This window comes from Rhizobium sp. CFBP 13644, assembly GCF_014842165.1.
GTDB lineage: Bacteria > Pseudomonadota > Alphaproteobacteria > Rhizobiales > Rhizobiaceae > Agrobacterium > Agrobacterium tumefaciens_C.
On sequence record NZ_JACYVF010000010.1, the window covers coordinates 58,548 to 74,739 of the forward strand.

Sequence of the window (16,192 nt, forward strand, 5' to 3'; positions counted from 1 at the left end):
ACCATCATGACGCAGATTTTCAGCCAGACGTTTGTCCGCACGCTGGATGAGCTTGTACTTCATGCAGTTGAAGGTCAGACTTTCGAAGCATGGACCTTCGATGATGCGAAAAGCCGCCGAGATGCCGAGCGTCGATTAGCGGAAAAAGGCGTGACGGCTCGCATCCGAAGCGCTTACAAGCCCTTGCTTCACGCCTTTCTCGAAGAGATCGATTTAGCGGGCATTGATCATATAAGTATCAACTACCCAGTCCACGCCTCTGCACCTGCCAATCGTTTCCGGCTTGAGGCCTATCCGCTTGCGGCGCTTGTCGGGAAGGCCGAAATCGAATTTGTGCCGCGTGAGGACGATGGTTTCTTCTATGACGTGGTTCTGACCCGCGCGGGAGAAACCGAGACACTAAAAGTCTTCGCGCCCAACCGCTTGCATGTGGATGTCGTTGGCGAAACCAATGTGTCGCCAACCGGTTGGCTGCGGCGTGACGGCGAAGAGTCTGGCGAGCGGCTGGAAACGGATTACGAGCGCCTGTTCGCAACGGCCATTCAAGCCGTTGCCGAGCATGATTGGGGTCAGGACGAGCCCTATTTTGAAGAGCTGAATATTCGCGTTCTCTTTCCCTGCGAAGATCAGCCGCTTGCCATTGGCGATGAAGTCATCAGCCTGCGCGAGGCGCTGCATGAGGATTTCTACTTCTCCCTGCTTGAATTCTTCCAGAAGAAATCTGGCCGCCCACTAGGTGATCGTGGGCTGAAGCCGGGCCAGATTGTTCCTGAGATCATTGGCAGTGCGGGCGAAATTTCCGTTCTGATCGAAGAAAGGCGGCTCTGCACCGGCTTCATCGGAGCAGCTGATCAGATGATCGATGCGGCCGCAGCACCTCTTTCGGCAGAACAGATATCGCGCCTACTGACCGAAGTCGGCGGAGAAGAGTTTACCGCACACGCGCGTTCAGGGCGGCAGGTTTCGGCTCGCTATATCAGGGGAAGTGATGCTGCCGTGATGATCAGTGGCGGCCAACACCCGAACGAGACGACGGGCATTGTCGGTGCACTGCGTGCAGCGCGTGAATTGCAAAAGCGGGCAGGCGCGCATTTCACCATCTCGCCGCTTGAAAATCCTGACGGTTATGCCATCCACCAGCGGCTTCGTGTGGACAATCCAAGGCACATGCACCACGCGGCGCGCTACACTGCCCTGGGTGACGATCTCGAATACCGGACATCAGAAAATTCAGGCGCGCATCTCAATGAGAAGGCCATACGCTTTGCGGCGCAGGAATTGAGTGGCGCCACCCTACATGTGAACCTGCATGGCTACCCATCGCATGAATGGACGCGCCCGCTCTCAGGTTATGTACCTCGTAATTTTGCCATGTGGACACTGCCAAAAGGCTTTTTCCTCGTTATGCGGCACCATCCCGAATGGGCCGAACAAGCCGAGATTTTGCTCGATAAGGTGACGCGCCATCTTGGGACGATACCCGGCCTGCTGGATTATAATCACCGCCAGATCGCGCTCTACGAAACCCACGCAGGCGAAACCGGTTTCCGCCTCATCAACGGTTTTCCGTGCCTGTCTTCCGTTGATGATCGCCACACGGTTCCGATGACGCTCATTACCGAATATCCCGATGAAACCATCTACGGGGATGATTTTATTGCCGGTCACACGGCGCAGATGCAAACCGTCATAGCCGCTTATGAGGCGTGGCAGGAGATCGTCGCACTACGGCCAAGCGTGTAGACCACGCTTGGCCGCCAAACGATTTCAAGGATATTGCGCGCCCGCTGTCGATATGTAGATCGAATAGAGCGACTTCGAGGCAGTGATGAACAGTCGGTTCTTGCGCGCGCCGCCGAAGGTGAGGTTTGCGACCGTTTGCGGGACTTTGATCTTTCCGAGCAACGTGCCGTCGGGCGAAAAGCAGTGAACGCCGTCTCCGGCGCTGGTCCAGATATTACCGGCAATATCCAGGCGCAGACCATCCGGCAGGCCAGCGTCAACGCTGCAGAAATCGCGCCCGCCTGTCAGGCGTTTGTCATAGACCACATCGAAAACCCTGATGTTACGAGGTCTGGTAATATCGTGGCTGGACGAGGAATCGGCGATATAGAGCTTTGTCTCATCGGGCGAAAATGCAAGTCCGTTGGGCTGTCCGAAGTCGTCCACCATGATCTCGACCTCGCCGCTTGAAGGATCGATGCGGTAGACGTTTCGGGTTTCCTGTTCGGGCTCGGATTTGTAACCTTCGTAATCTGAGAGAATGCCGTATGTCGGGTCGGTGAACCAGATGCTGCCATCCGAGCGGACCACGACATCATTGGGGGAGTTCAGCCGTTTGCCGCGATAGCGATCGGCTAGCACCGTGATCGAGCCGTCGATCTCCGTGCGGGTCACCCGTCTGGTGCCGTGTTCGCAGGTCACGAGCCTGCCTTGGCGATCCCGCGTGTTGCCATTCGCGAAATTAGATGGGTGCCTGAACACGGAAACGCCGTTTTCCGGCACCCAGCGCATGATCCGCTGGTTGGGAATATCGCTCCATAACAGGCAATTCAGATCTGAAAACCAGACCGGACCTTCTGCCCAGCGGCAGCCGGTATAAAGCTCTTCAAGCTCGGCGTTGCCGGCAATCAGATGGCGGAAACGCTCGTCGTAAATTTCATAATGGGAAGGCGTGGCTTTCGTCATGGGAATAATCCGAAACTTGAGGTTCGCGTTCAACGGAGCTTTTTCGGCCCGCTTGCTAGAAGAATGACGGAAATGATGATGAGCCCGGTCAGGATGAGGCGAATGCCTGCGCCGAAACCGTAGGTGTTGAGCATGGACACCACCAGAAACATGAAGAGCGAGGCGCCCCAGATGCCTGGTACGTTGGAGTCACCACCCGCCACCGCCGTGCCGCCAATGACCACCACCGCTATCGACATCAACAGATATTCTGCACCCATATTGAGCGCGGCCCCGCCGGAGAAACTTGCCAGCAGGTACCCGGCAATGGCGGCGAGAACGGCACACAGCACATAGGTGATGAAACGGGTGCCATCTACGGGAATGCCCGTCATTCTGGCTGCGAACGTGCTTTGCCCAATGGCCGATATCCAACGCCCGTAGAAGCTACGGTCGAGAAGTATCCATGCCAGCCCTGAAAGAAGGAGCGCAACGAGAGCGACATTGGGAATGCCGAGTGTGCTGGATATAGCGAAATCGGCCAGCATTTGCGGTGGTTTGATGCGAAGGCCGCGATTGCTCCAGATGGCGATGGATTGCACGATGAAGCTCATCGACAAGGTGGCGATGATGGGTGGGATGCGCAGGAGTTTGATGAGCGCGTAATTGCCGATACCAATGGCAATGCCGATAGCGATCGCCACCAGCAGGCCGGGCAGGATCATAGTGTCCGACACATCCATGAACTTCAGCGCAATGGTGCCCGAAAGCGTCATCGTTGCGGGAACGCACAGATCGATATTGCCGGGGCCGAGTGTGATGACGAACATCTGGCCGATACCGACGATAACGGAAAAGGCTGCAAATGTCAGTGCCGCATGCGACAGGCCAAAGGAGCTGGCACCGCCGGTAAACAACACCGTGATGATCCACACCGCAATGGTGGCGACGAAGGACCATATCCAGGGTTTTCTGGAGAACTTCTGCAAGGCACTCATTGGTTTTTCTCCCGCTTTTCGAGGCGGTTCAGCAATAGCCTCAGGCCGAGAACGACGATGAGAATGGCCCCCTGCGCGCCAATCTGCCAATCGGGAGAGATGCGCATGAAAGACAGGAACGAGCCAGCCAAGGTCAGTGTCAGCGCACCGATGACGGCACCGATGGGCGAGACACGGCCGCCCACAAATTCGCCGCCACCGAGGATGACCCCAGCAATGGAGAGCAGCGTGTAACGCAGGGCGATATTGGCATCTGCAGATGTTGTCAGGCCGACTAGGGCAATGCCTGCCAGCACCGCAAAGAAACCGGCAAGCGCAAAGGTCGCAGCACGAATGCCTATGACAGACCAGCCGGAGCGCTCCACCGACCTAAAATTACCGCCGACACCGCGCATCAAAACTCCGAAGGAGGAGCGCATGACGATATAATGCGCAATGGCGGCGATGATGATGCTGGCAACGATAGCCATAGGCAAAAATGCGGGCTTTGCCGTCATGATGGCGCGGACCCAGCCGGGAGCGGCACCGCCGGGAGATGGCAGCAGCAGCACCGCAAGCCCGCCCCACACGAAGCTCATGCCCAGCGTGACGACAATGGACGGCAGCGTTCTGATATGGATCAGGGCACCCATCGCCGCGTAGACCGCAATCGCTGCTGCAAAAATTAGAATGCCTATTAGGGGTGAGCTTTGCAGATAGGTGGCGGTGACGCAGGCGCAGAAACTCACAAATGTTCCCATGGAAAGATCAAGATCATTGACCGACATGATCAGCATCTGGGCAATGGTAGCCAGCGCAATGGGAACCGCGAGATTGAACAGCAGGTTGAGGCCGGTATAGCTCATGGTGCGTGGCTGCATGTAGAACACGGCCACCAGAAGTACAGCCAGCGAGGCTGCGGGAATGATGAGGCGCAAGGCGTTGGTCGAGAGTTTCATGCGTGTGCGTCTCCGGAAAAAGATGCAGCAAGCACTGCCTGTTCGTTCATCTCATCGCCCTTGAGTTCAGCCTGAATACTGCCCTCGCGGAACACATAGACCCGGTCGCAAAGACGGATTTCATCCATTTCCGTCGAGTACCAGATGAAGGTCCGTCCGCCAGCAGCTTCGGCGCGCAGGATGTCATAGACCTCCTGCTTCGTGCCGATATCGACGCCGCGCATGGGATCATCCATCAGAACAGTTGCCGCGGTTGTGGCAAGAGCGCGGGCAAACAGCACCTTTTGCTGGTTGCCGCCGGAGAGCGAAAGGATCTTGTTATCGACATCTGGCGTTCGGATTTCGATCCGCTTTTTCCAGCTTTCGCCGAGCGCATCTTCTTTTGTACGGTTCACCAGACCTGCTGGCGAAAAGTCGCGCAGCGAGGCGATGCTGAGGTTTTTCAGAATGCTCCACAGGGGAAAGGTGCCGTTCAGGCTTCTGTCGCCGGCCACGAAAGCAATATCCTGATGGCGCGTGGGAAACCAGTTGCTGTTGCGCGAGGTGTAAAGGTCCAGCAGCGCTTCTGTCTGGCCATGACCACCAAGACCGGCCAGCCCGATAATCTCGCCCTTGTAGGCTTCAAACGGATAGCCCTGGCCTTTTCTGGGCGGCATGGACAGAACCTTTGGCCCGAATGTGCGGGTGGATTGGCGATGCCCATCCTGTTCCTTCACCACGCTGCCCATGGCTTCGACGAGCGTCTTGTTGGTGAATTCCGCAGCGGGCCGGTTGGCAACCACCTTGCCATCCTTCATCACCACCACGCGTGTGGCAGTCGACAGGATTTCGCCGAGAATATGTGATATGAGCAGCACCGCGCCGCCCGCGTGAACGAAACGGCGGACGTAATCCATCAGTTGCTCGGCCAGACCGGCATCCAGCGAGGATGTCGGCTCATCCAGAATGACAAGCTTCGGCTCTTCGTTCACACCGGCAAAGTTGATTGCAATTTCCACCATCTGCCGCTCGGCAATGGAAAGGTCCGAAATGGTCAGGTCGCAATCGATGCCATGGTTGGGAAATATGTCGTCCAGCTTGGTGCGGATCAGGGTCAGCGCACGGCTGCGCCAGTTCCTGCCCTTCATGTCCGTGTGCATGATGCGCACGTTTTCATTGATCGCGAGGTTCGGGCAGAGCGACAGCTCCTGAAACACGCAGCGCACGCCGTTTGCACGCGCAGCCGCAATTCCATAGCTGCTGGGCTTGCCACCGTAGGAAACCGAGCCCTCATGCGGGGTCAGTCCACCATTGATAACATTGACGATGGTGGATTTTCCGGCACCATTGTGCCCGACAAGGCCGAGGCATTCGCCTGAGCGAATGACAAGATCGGCACCATCCAGCGCCTTGACGGCACCGAACACCACTTTCACGCCGCGTGCCGCGACCACTTCTTCAGTTGAGTTGAGTTCATTCATCAGCCGTTACGCCATGTTTTGCAGCCGCTGCCACAGCCTCGCATCCACCGCAGCGCCAATTTCAGCGCTGCGGTGTGTTTGTGCTCGAAGGTAAGAACCGGCCGCTTACTTTGCGGCAGAGATAACCTTCTGTGCGTCTTCAAGGCTGTATTCGACGTTGGCGACGCCACCCTTCTGGGTGCCCTTGAGATTGGTCTCAAGGTTGGCCTGATCGATCCGCAGGAATGGTACGGTCAGGTCCTTCTTCACGTCCTTGCCATCAAGGATCTGCTGCGCAACCCAGAAGGCCAGCGTGGAGACGCCGGGTGCAATGGAAACCGACATGGTTTCATAGCCGCCGGCATCCTTTTGCTGCTTCCACCACTGCAATTCATCCTCGCGGTTGCCCATGACGATGGTCGGTGTTGGACGCTTGGCAGCGGCAAAAGCCTGAGCTGCACCATAACCGTCGCCACCCTGTGTCACCACAGCGGCAACTTCGGGAAGACTTGGCAGGATACCGGCGACAGCGCGCTGGGCCACATCCTGCGCCCAGTCACCATTGACGGAACCGACGATCTTGAACTGGGTGTTCTTGGCAACGCCTGCGGCAATGCCCGCATGGATTTCATCATCGACGGACACGCCGGCGAGGCCACGGATTTCCAGCAGATTGCCACCCTTTGGCATCTTCTTGGCGAGATAATCGATCTGGCTTTCGCCCATCGCCTTGAAATCAACCGCGATGCGCCATGCGCAGGGTTCGGTCACGATGCCGTCGAACGAGACGACAATGATGCCTGCGTCACAGGCTTCTTTCACTGCGCCGTTGAGGGCTGTTGGTGAAGCGGCGTTGATGACGATGGCATCATAGCCCTGCAGGATGAGGTTTTGGATTTGTGCCGCCTGCTCGGTGGCCTGATTTTCCGCCGTCGTGAACGGATCGGCAGCAGCAACGGTGCCTGCTTTCACGGCGTCTTTAGTAATCTTGTCCCAGCTTGTCAGCATGGCCTGGCGCCAGGAATTGCCAGCGTAATTGTTTGAAAGCGCGATTTTCTTGGCGGATGTATCTGCATGTGCGGTGATCGGCAGCGCCGCAAACGCGACTGCGACCGATGCCAGAAGCATCTTCTTGATAGCCATTGATTTTCCTCCCTAGTGGCCCACCCGTTCCCGGGAAAAGAAACCTCGGTGATGCCTCCTCGACATCATCTGAGATTCCCGTTGCGCTGAGGCTCCATTCCCCAGTACATGGAGAACATGAACGGGAAAGCCCTTGTTGTATAGGCTGATCCCGGCAATCTGGTTGCGGGTTCCCGCAGAATATCTGCGGGTTTATGCAGGACGCAGGCGTTGCCACGGTGCAGAATGGCATCCGGTTCGTGCAAACGCCACGGAACCCTGTTGCAGACGCTTGGGAGGGCGTCGGCCAATGCTCGATACACCAAGATCTTCGCTGTTTCATCACTATATGGGAATTTCCAGACTGCTCGCCGGCCAGCTCGAATTCAATTCGATCATTCAGGCCGTCGCGACTGAAATCACCCATATCATTCCCCATGACCATCTCGATGTCTGCATCAAGCTCATCGATGGCAAGTTCCACATTGCCTATGAGAGCGGCATGGACAGCGCATGGAGCCAGCAGCCGCCAGCGCTTTTGACGGGAAGTCCCATCCGGTCGCTGTTGTCTGGAGAGGTCGACTTTCTGCTGAGTGGCGATGCCTGCTCCGATCCAAGATTTCACTTCGAAGGCGCGTTTTCCAGTCCGATCATAGAGCTTGGGCTTCACAGCCGCCTGCATGTTCCCATGAAGGTTCATGGCGATATCATCGGGGCCTTGAGTTGTTCCTCTCTGGAAGCCAATGCCTATACGATGGAGGATGTCGCCAATGCCCGCGCGGTGGCCGATCTTCTCGCGCCCTATTTCTTCGCCATTCGCGCAGCCGATCAGGCCAAGCGATCTGCAATCGTGGAAGCCGAAGCCCATGCCCGCGAAGAAGGCTTGCGGTTGGGCGCGCTGAAACTGACCCAGGCGCTGGAAGCGGAGCGCCAGCGTATCGGCATGGACCTGCATGACCAGACGCTGGCCGATCTGACCCGGCTTGCGCGCCGCATTGAGCAGATGACGCATTTGGCCGAGCTGTCAGGCGAAATGCTGGAGCCGCTGGTGCGAAGTCTTCAGCACTCCATGCAGGATTTGCGGCAGATCATCGAAGAGGCGAAACCCTCGATCCTGCACCTGTTTGGCGTTGTCCAGGCTATTGAGAACGATCTGGAACGATCGGTGCGCGATAGCGGTCTGGATATCACCACCACGGTGACGGATGATACCGAGGGCCGGGTCGAGGCATTGGAGCAAACGGTGGCCATATCGCTGTTTCGCATTGTGCAGGAGGCCGTCAACAATGCGATCCGCCACGGGCAACCGCAAAAAATCCATGTCCATATGGGTCACGTCGATGGGCGGCTTCGTGTAACAATCAGCGATGACGGAAGCGGGTTCGGCAAGCACACGTCCACCCACGGCCTCGGCATCGGCAACATGAAAACGCGCGCACGACTGATTTCGGCCCGCTTTGAAATGGGTCACAACCGGCATGGTCCGGGAACTTATGTCAGCATTACGCTCGCTGATACGGGTCAGAATATGGGAGACCTGTGAGATGGAAGTTCTGATCGTGGAAGACGACGTTCTTCATCGCTCCTACCTCAACGAGGCGGTGCGTGCAGCACTTCCAGAATGCAATCATGTCATCGAAGCGGAGAATGGCAGGGCGGGCGAAAAGCTGGCGCGTGAGAACCGGTCAGAGCATATCGTCATGGATCTGCAAATGGCGGAGCGGAACGGCATCGAGGCTGCCCGCACCATCTGGAAGGAGCGCCCGGATACGCGCATTCTGTTCTGGTCGAACTATTCCGACGAAGCCTATGTGCGTGGCGTCTCGCGCATCGTGCCGGAAGGTGCGGCCTATGGCTATGTGCTGAAGTCGGCTTCGGACGACCGTCTTCGGCTTGCGCTGCGCAGCATTTTCATCGAGTCCCAATGCGTGATCGACCGCGAAGTGCGAGGAATGCAGGAAAAGAGCCTTGGGCGGGTTCGCGGCGTCAGCGATTCCGAATATGAGATCCTTGTCGATGTCGCGCTGGGCCTCACCGACAAGACAATTGCACGTCGGCGCAACCTGTCGCTCAGAAGCGTTCAGAACCGTCTTCAAAGCCTGTATGAGAAACTGAATGTCTACCAGACAGCAGGCGAGGGCGAGCCGGATGGTCAATATAATCTGCGCAGCCGGGCCGTTACCGTCGCATTTCTTCGGAAGCTTCTGAATTACAGCGCGCTGGAACGCGCAGAACAGGAGCTTGCCACATGGTTGGGCGGGCGGTGATCTCGGCTGCTGCCAACTGCATCACGCATTCTGATGGCAGATATCGAGAAGCGTGAGTGCGGCTTTGCTGGCATGACGCTCCTTGTGCCTGAGCAGACGGAACTCGCGGGCAGGTGCTGGAAAGTCCACCTCGCATAGGCGCCCGCTCTCGATATATTGCTCTGCCGCAAGGCGCGATACGGTGGCGGCACCGCTGCCGGTCAGCAATGCGCAGAGGATGGATTCATTCGACGGTAGCACCAGGACGATGTCGAGCGTCCCTGCCTTGATACCCAGATCATTCAAGGCTTCTTCAAAAGCTGACCGTGTGCCGGAGCCGACTTCGCGCATGACCCAACGCCCGGATCTGATATCATCGACATCGAGGGCCTTTTTTCCCGCCCAAGGATGCGATGGGCCAACGACGACGACCAATTCATCATGCGCCACAATGGAGGCCGCGAGTGCTGGCTCGTCGAGATCGCCTTCCACAAAGCCAATATCCGCTTCGCCACTGATAACCGCGTCTGCGACGGTGCGTGTATTGCCGATTGTCAGTTGTAACTCTATTCCGGGAAACCTGTTGTGAAACTCCATCAGGCGCGGTGGCAACCAGTAGCTTGCGATGGTTTGGCTGGCGAAAACATTCAACGAGCCCCGTTGCAGACTGCCGAGCTCGCTCAGAATAAGCTCCACAGATTGCGACCGGGCCAGAAGCTTGCGCGCCTCCTCGAGGAAAATGCGTCCTGCATCGGTCAGTTCGATCCGCCGCCCTATGCGATGGAAAAGCTCGACACCGTAATGCTGCTCAAGGCTGCGGATTGAGGCGCTGACCGCCGACGGCGTCAGATTGATGGCCGCAGCAGCCTTCGTCAGGTGCTCACGCTCTGCGACGGCAACGAAAATTGCGAGTTGTTCGAATGTCATGGGAAATCGTTCTGTTTTACCGAATGAAACGTAGAAATTTATTCGATGGAAGTAAACTAAATTAGATGAAATGAACTGTCTCAGTGTAGCAGTCGAGACAGGCCATCGTGAATTTTTTCCAGCTCCGTAAGATCATCCCCGGCCTCATGATATGTGTCATGGTGGCGGGTGCAGCCTACCTTTTGGGGCGCATCCAGCACGCTATGTTTGGCGCAGGCTTTCTGGAGCCTCTGGTCTTTGCCATCATCATCGGCATCATCATCCGCACAATGCTGTCGGAAAAAGCGTCATGGCGGCCCGGCATTAGTTTCAGCTCCAAGACATTGCTTGAGATAGCCATTGTTCTCCTTGGTGCGTCCATCAGCTTTGCGACCATCAAAAACGCCGGTCTTACTCTGATCATTTCTGTCGCGGCCATCGTCACCTTGTCGATCTATGTCAGCTTTGCCGTCGCACGCCTGCTCGGCCTCTCGCCCCGGCTTGCAATGCTGATTGCCTGCGGCAATTCCATCTGCGGCAATTCGGCGATTGTGGCCGTGGCTCCGGTTATCGAAGCAAATTCCGATGAGGTTGCCTCCGCTTTGGCTTTCACAGCAGTTCTTGGCGTTGCCTCCGTTCTCCTTCTGCCGCTTCTCTATGTCTATGCAGGCCTTGGTGCTGCCCAATATGGTGCCATTGCTGGCCTGACTGTCTATGCTGTTCCGCAGGTGCTGGCTGCTGCTGCCCCCGCCGGTCTGGTTGCGGTTCAGACCGGAACCGTCATCAAGCTTTTGCGGGTTCTCATGCTCGGGCCGGTCATTTTCACCCTTGGCATTTTGAATGGCAGGGCGGCGCGGCGTGAGGGGCGCACGACCTCCCGCAGTCATCTGGTTCCCTGGTTCATTGTCGGTTTCATGGTTGTCGTAGTTATCAGGTCCCTCGGTCTCATCCCGCCAAACCTTGTGGATATGCTGCTTGCCATATCGAGCGGACTGACGGTGGTTGCCATGGCTGGCCTTGGCCTGTCTGTCGATATCCGCACGGTGGCCAGTGCTGGCGGGCGCGTCATCCTTGCCTCGACGATTTCACTGCTGTTGCTGATAGCGGTCAGTTATTTCGTCGTGATTGAAGCGCTGCACCCATAGTTCAAAGAAGAGGCCGCCGCCTTCACGGCGTGCAGCCCTGTCTCAGGAAACGGCGGAAAACCGGCCCATCGCTCCACGGGCAAAGCAAAGTGGCTCACCGTCGCGGTGGGCCGCGCGCAGAACGCGGCCTAACAGGATGGAATGATCGCCACCATCATAGACCGATGCCTGCTCGCATTCGAAACGGCTGAGCGTGCCGGGGATGATGGGAACGCCCTCGGCGTTCGTTTCCCAGGCCAACTCTTCAAAGGCAAGACCACCACGGGTGAAGCGGGTGCATAATTCGCCCTGGTCCGCAGCAAGTACGTGGATTGCGAAATGCATCGCGCCAGCGAAGAGGTCATGCCGCGACGACGTCTTGGCTGGAGACCACAGGACCAGAGGCGGATCGAGCGAAACAGACGAAAAGCTGTTCACCGTCATCCCGATCGGCCCGTCGGGCGTCTGCGCCGTGACGACGGTGATGCCTGTCGGAAAGTTACCAAGCGCGGTGCGGAAGCTGCGTGTGTTGTCAGCGTCAGGCACGAACCTGTGTTCATCAGCGGAGAGAGTGCTGTCGAGTGATGTCATCACGGCACCTCATGGCCTTTTGCCAGCGTGTAAAGTTCAAACCACATCTGACGGTCCATCGCCACTTTGCCAGCCTGTGAAATCGAGGCGATGCGTTGCAGGTTGTTGGTACCGAGCACTGGAAGGATTTTGGCCGGATGCCGCAGCAGCCAGGCAATTGCCACAGCCGCGCTGTCGACTCCCTGATCACCGGCAATTTTGGCCATCGCATCGGCCAGTGCGCCACCCGCAGTCATCAACGCGCCACCGCCCAGCGGTGACCAAGCCATTACGGCAAGGTTGCGTTCCTGAAGATAGGCAAGATCACCATTGGTGAAGGCGGATGTTTCGCCAAGGCTGAGCTCGATCTGGTTGGTCACCAGTTCGTTTTCCATATGGGTCTGCAACAGGGAGAAATCCCAGGGGCGGAAGTTTGAAACGCCGACACTGCGGACTTTTCCAGACGCCACCAACGCATCGAGAGCGGCGCCTGTTTCGTCAGGATCCATCATTGGATCGGGCCGGTGGATCAGCAGCAGATCGATATGGTCGGTTGCCATGTCGCGCAGGGAGGCGTCGACGGATGCGTTGATATGCTCTGCGCTCGTGTCATAATGTTTGACGCGGGCAGCCGAATGACGGCCTGCCGGAGCGACGATGCCGCATTTGGTTACGATCTCGACCTTGTCGCGCAGCGAGGGTGAAGCCTTGAATGCTTCGCCGAGGATCGCCTCAGCCGTATAGCCGCCATAGATATCGGCCTGATCGATGGTGGTAATGCCCTGCGAAAGGCACGCCTCGATCTTGGCCTGAACGTGGCTCGTAGAGGTATCCGTGTCATCGCCGACACGCCACATGCCGTAAACGATGCGGCTCAGAGACAGGTCGGGTGCGAGTTCGATGCGGTCCATTAGTGGCGTTCTCCAGTTCCAAGGGGTGTTGCTGGTGTTTCTGCCGGTACGCGCCCGTGGACGTGGGGCAATGAGCAGGTTTTGAGCTGCGGCAGGACCTTGCGACCGAAATGATCGGCTTCTTCCAGATGTGGGTAGCCCGAGAAGATGAAAGCACGAATACCCATCTTCTGATAATCTTCAAGTGCGCTCATGACCTGATCTGTTGATCCGACCAGTGCTGCCCCGCAGCCAGAACGCGCGCGTCCTATACCCGTCCAAAGGTTTGGCTCGATATAGCCGAACTTGTCCGCCAGTTCGCGAGCCTTTGCCTGATGGGCAACGCCGAGAGAGATGCTGTCATGGGCGCGGTTGCGAATGAGCTGACCGTATTCATCATCGAGCTTCGAAACGAGATGTTCGGCATATTCCTTCGCTTCTGTTTCCGTGTCGCGAACGATCATGTGAACGCGCAGACCGTAATCGAGCGTTCTGCCATGCGCTTCAGCGCGGGCGTGAACGGCCCGCATGCGCTCAGCCAGTTGGTCCTTCGTTTCGGGCCACATCAGATAGACGTCGCATTGCGCGCCGCAGAGTTCCAGCGCATCGGGCGAGTAGCCGCCGAAATAGAGGAGCGGACCACCGTTTTGCTGATAGGGGCGGGCCGGCTCGGTCGATACACCCTTGAACTGGTAGATTTCACCATCATGGTCGATTGTGTCCCGCGTCCAGGCCTGACGCAGGATTTCCACCACCTCGTGGCTGCGCCTGTATCGGTAGGCGCTGTCTGCCACTTCGCCAGGAAAATCGGAGCTGATGACGTTCAGCGTCAGGCGACCCTTGAGCATGTGATCAAGCGTGGCAACGGTGCGGGCCAACATGATAGGCTGCATTTCGCCACAGCGGATAGCCGCCAGAAAATTGATCTTGTCGGTGATGGGCGCGCAGCCCGCAACGAAGCTCAAAGTATCCTGCCCGACCTGATAGGATGATGGGCACAAAACATTGCGAAATCCGAGATCTTCCGCTTTCCTGACGATGAAGGAGCAATGATCCCAACTGGAGCGCAAAGAACCGTCGGGAACGCCCAGATAGGCGTAGTCATCGGAGCAGAGCGCTGAAAACCAGGACACTTCGGCTGCATCAAGATCTGCAGACGTTACAGGCACAATCGTCATGAAATCCTCCTCACAGGACGTTGCTCAATTAACTAACATCAGGTATTTAGTAAATCAATAATGTATCAATTATTTCTGCCGGATGCCGGGAGTGCTTGAAAATGCGGAGTTCTAAGGGAAGTCTGCCTGTGTATCTCCAGATCGCCGAGACGCTCGTGCGAGACATAACGGCGGGCCGACTGATCGACGGAGAGAAGCTTCCGCCGGAGCGAGATATGGCGCGCACGCTGGGAATTGCGGTCGGAACGCTGCGAAAGACGCTTGCTGAACTTCATAATCGCGGCCTGCTTGAGCGTATTCAGGGCTCGGGCAATTATATCAGGGCAGTCACCGATCCCAAGAGCGTCTATGCCATGTTCCGGCTGGAGCTGATCACTGGCGGTGGCTTTCCAACGGCCGAAATCCTGAGCGTCAGTCGCGAACTCAAGCCGAAAGAATTGCCGCCTTTCGGAACTTCCAGCGAGGCGCACCGGATTCGCCGGCTCAGACGCATCGCAGGTCAGGCGGCTGCCATCGAGGAGATATGGCTCGATGGCTCCTTTATCGACACCGTCGCTGCCGACGACCTGTCTGAGTCTCTTTATCTCTACTACCGCACGCGCTTGGGATTGTGGATTGCGAAAGCCGAAGATCACATCGATCTTGGCTTTGTGCCCGACTGGTCGCCCGATCCCTTCGGCCCGAAATCCGGCGCGCCGGTTCCGCATGTTCTCAGGGTCAGTTCATCTCATGAGGGGGTGACGGCGGAGGTCTCGCACACATGGTATGACCCCTCTGTCGCGCGCTATGTCAATCGGCTGAGATAGGTTTCGAAATTTCTTATGAAAGAAAACGGAAATCAATTTGCCTCATTCGGGGATTTAAATTAGTCGAAAATTATCGTGGAAAATCAAAGCTTAAATTTTAATTTCAAATGAAATAAATTAAATTGATACACTATTGATTTCCGTCAATCCTGACGTATGCTTCTTCGCAAGAGGAGCCCCGGCGAGGGTTGGGTGATTAGGAATGGCATCAGTTACGCTTACCAAGCTCGAGAAGAGTTATGGCGCATTGCGCATCGTCAAAGGTATTGATCTCAATATCAATGACGGGGAGTTCGTTGTTTTTGTTGGGCCTTCCGGCTGTGGTAAATCCACGACCTTGCGCATGGTTGCAGGTCTGGAAACAATCACCGGCGGCGAGGTGAAGATCGGTGATCGAGTTGTGAACCGTTTGGCTCCGCGTGAACGCGACATTGCGATGGTTTTCCAGGATTATGCGCTTTATCCGCACAAGACTGTGCGCGAAAATATGGGTTTCAGCCTGAAGGTCCGTGGCATTGCAGCCGGTGAGGCCGCGGCGCGGGTCAATGAAGCCGCCGAAATGCTCGGTATTTCCCATTTGCTGGATCGGCGTCCCGGCCAGTTGTCTGGCGGCCAGCGTCAACGTGTGGCCATGGGCCGAGCGATCGTGCGTCGTCCGCAGGTGTTTTTGTTCGATGAGCCGCTATCGAACCTCGATGCCAAGTTGCGTGGTCAAGTGCGCACCGAAATCAAGAAGCTGCATCAGCAGCTGGGAACGACGATCATCTATGTGACACATGATCAGGTTGAGGCGATGACGCTGGCGGATCGTATCGTGATCCTGAAGGGCGGGGAGATCGAGCAGGTCGGCACACCGGATGAGGTCTATAATCATCCAGCCAGCGTATTCGTCGGCGGCTTTGTGGGTTCGCCTGCCATGAATTTTGCCAAGGCGCGGGTGGATGGTGGCAATCTAGTGTTTGTGAATGGTGACCGCATTCCGGTTACGGCGCTTCGGACCCCAGGTCACGCGGGCGCGGTCGAAGGACGAAACGTCATCGTCGGCATTCGCCCTGAACATTTCAGGGTGGACGCATCGGATATATCGCTGACCTGTCAGGTTCAGGTCGTTGAACCGCTCGGTTCCGATACCTTAATCCATTTTGCCGTAGGCGAGGAAACCTTGACGGCGCGTATGCCGCCGGAAACGGAAATCCGCGCTGGCGACACGCTGAAAATCGGGGTCGATCCCGCAAAAATTCATCTTTTCGACGCGGAAACGGAACGCGCAGTCTAAGCTTGAATACCATGCGGGGAGGACCGCATGAT

Annotated in this window: 15 protein-coding genes; 6 read left to right on the forward strand and 9 right to left on the reverse strand. The window is 57.0% G+C overall.

Annotated elements, in window-relative coordinates; genetic code table 11:
* The first annotated feature begins 6 nt into the window (after positions 1–6).
* A complete protein-coding gene (locus tag IFT53_RS20590) occupies positions 7–1,743 on the forward strand; it encodes a M14 family metallopeptidase (RefSeq protein WP_192067317.1) in 1,737 nt (578 codons plus the stop codon).
* A gap of 24 nt (positions 1,744–1,767) precedes the next feature.
* Here the strand turns inward: IFT53_RS20590 and IFT53_RS20595 are convergent, their stop codons facing one another.
* From IFT53_RS20595 to IFT53_RS20615, 5 genes are all read right to left on the reverse strand, one after another.
* Complete coding sequence (locus tag IFT53_RS20595) at positions 1,768–2,688, reverse strand: SMP-30/gluconolactonase/LRE family protein (RefSeq protein WP_192067316.1); 921 nt, start codon at positions 2,686–2,688, stop codon at positions 1,768–1,770.
* A gap of 29 nt (positions 2,689–2,717) precedes the next feature.
* Positions 2,718–3,665, reverse strand: coding sequence for an ABC transporter permease (locus tag IFT53_RS20600; RefSeq protein WP_192067314.1), 948 nt, complete (start codon positions 3,663–3,665; stop codon positions 2,718–2,720).
* Positions 3,662–4,603: an ABC transporter permease gene (locus IFT53_RS20605; protein WP_192067312.1), complete on the reverse strand. Its 942-nt coding sequence runs from the start codon at positions 4,601–4,603 to the stop codon at positions 3,662–3,664. Before IFT53_RS20605 ends, IFT53_RS20600 begins: the two co-directional genes overlap by 4 nt.
* Positions 4,600–6,063, reverse strand: a complete 1,464-nt coding sequence (locus IFT53_RS20610) for an ATP-binding cassette domain-containing protein (protein WP_192067311.1) — start codon at positions 6,061–6,063, stop codon at positions 4,600–4,602. The genes IFT53_RS20605 and IFT53_RS20610 overlap by 4 nt, the downstream gene beginning before the upstream one ends.
* 105 nt (positions 6,064–6,168) lie before the next feature.
* Entirely contained in the window at positions 6,169–7,185 is a 1,017-nt protein-coding gene (locus IFT53_RS20615) for an ABC transporter substrate-binding protein (protein WP_192067309.1), read from the reverse strand.
* A gap of 289 nt (positions 7,186–7,474) precedes the next feature.
* Here IFT53_RS20615 and IFT53_RS20620 point away from each other — a divergent pair, with 289 nt between their 5' ends.
* Positions 7,475–8,707 carry a GAF domain-containing sensor histidine kinase gene (locus IFT53_RS20620; protein ID WP_192067307.1) on the forward strand — a complete coding sequence of 411 codons (1,233 nt, stop codon included), beginning with the start codon at positions 7,475–7,477 and terminating at the stop codon, positions 8,705–8,707.
* A 1-nt stretch (position 8,708) separates the two neighbouring features.
* A complete protein-coding gene (locus IFT53_RS20625) occupies positions 8,709–9,431 on the forward strand; it encodes a response regulator transcription factor (protein WP_042617044.1) in 723 nt (240 codons plus the stop codon).
* A gap of 21 nt (positions 9,432–9,452) precedes the next feature.
* Here the strand turns inward: IFT53_RS20625 and IFT53_RS20630 are convergent, their stop codons facing one another.
* Entirely contained in the window at positions 9,453–10,337 is an 885-nt protein-coding gene (locus IFT53_RS20630) for a LysR family transcriptional regulator (protein ID WP_192067305.1), read from the reverse strand.
* 146 nt (positions 10,338–10,483) lie between these two features.
* Between IFT53_RS20630 and IFT53_RS20635 the strand changes: the two genes are divergently transcribed.
* A complete protein-coding gene (locus tag IFT53_RS20635; RefSeq protein WP_192067399.1) occupies positions 10,484–11,461 on the forward strand; it encodes a YeiH family protein in 978 nt (325 codons plus the stop codon).
* Between the two features lie 42 nt (positions 11,462–11,503).
* Here IFT53_RS20635 and IFT53_RS20640 read toward each other — a convergent pair whose 3' ends face one another.
* Genes IFT53_RS20640 through IFT53_RS20650 form a run of 3 tightly spaced genes read right to left on the reverse strand, consistent with a single transcriptional unit; the run spans position 11,504 to position 14,078 of the window.
* Positions 11,504–12,031 carry a flavin reductase family protein gene (locus IFT53_RS20640; RefSeq protein WP_192067304.1) on the reverse strand — a complete coding sequence of 176 codons (528 nt, stop codon included), beginning with the start codon at positions 12,029–12,031 and terminating at the stop codon, positions 11,504–11,506.
* Entirely contained in the window at positions 12,031–12,921 is an 891-nt protein-coding gene (locus IFT53_RS20645) for an aldo/keto reductase (protein WP_192067302.1), read from the reverse strand. Before IFT53_RS20645 ends, IFT53_RS20640 begins: the two co-directional genes overlap by 1 nt.
* Positions 12,921–14,078: an LLM class flavin-dependent oxidoreductase gene (locus tag IFT53_RS20650; RefSeq protein WP_192067300.1), complete on the reverse strand. Its 1,158-nt coding sequence runs from the start codon at positions 14,076–14,078 to the stop codon at positions 12,921–12,923. Before IFT53_RS20650 ends, IFT53_RS20645 begins: the two co-directional genes overlap by 1 nt.
* Before the next feature lie 101 nt (positions 14,079–14,179).
* Between IFT53_RS20650 and IFT53_RS20655 the strand changes: the two genes are divergently transcribed.
* Both IFT53_RS20655 and IFT53_RS20660 read left to right on the forward strand, forming a co-directional pair.
* Positions 14,180–14,884, forward strand: a complete 705-nt coding sequence (locus IFT53_RS20655; protein ID WP_192067299.1) for a GntR family transcriptional regulator — start codon at positions 14,180–14,182, stop codon at positions 14,882–14,884.
* Positions 14,885–15,086: 202 nt separating this feature from the next.
* On the forward strand, positions 15,087–16,160 hold the full coding sequence (locus IFT53_RS20660; RefSeq protein ID WP_192067297.1) for an ABC transporter ATP-binding protein: 1,074 nt from the start codon (positions 15,087–15,089) through the stop codon (positions 16,158–16,160).
* Positions 16,161–16,192 lie beyond the last annotated feature (32 nt).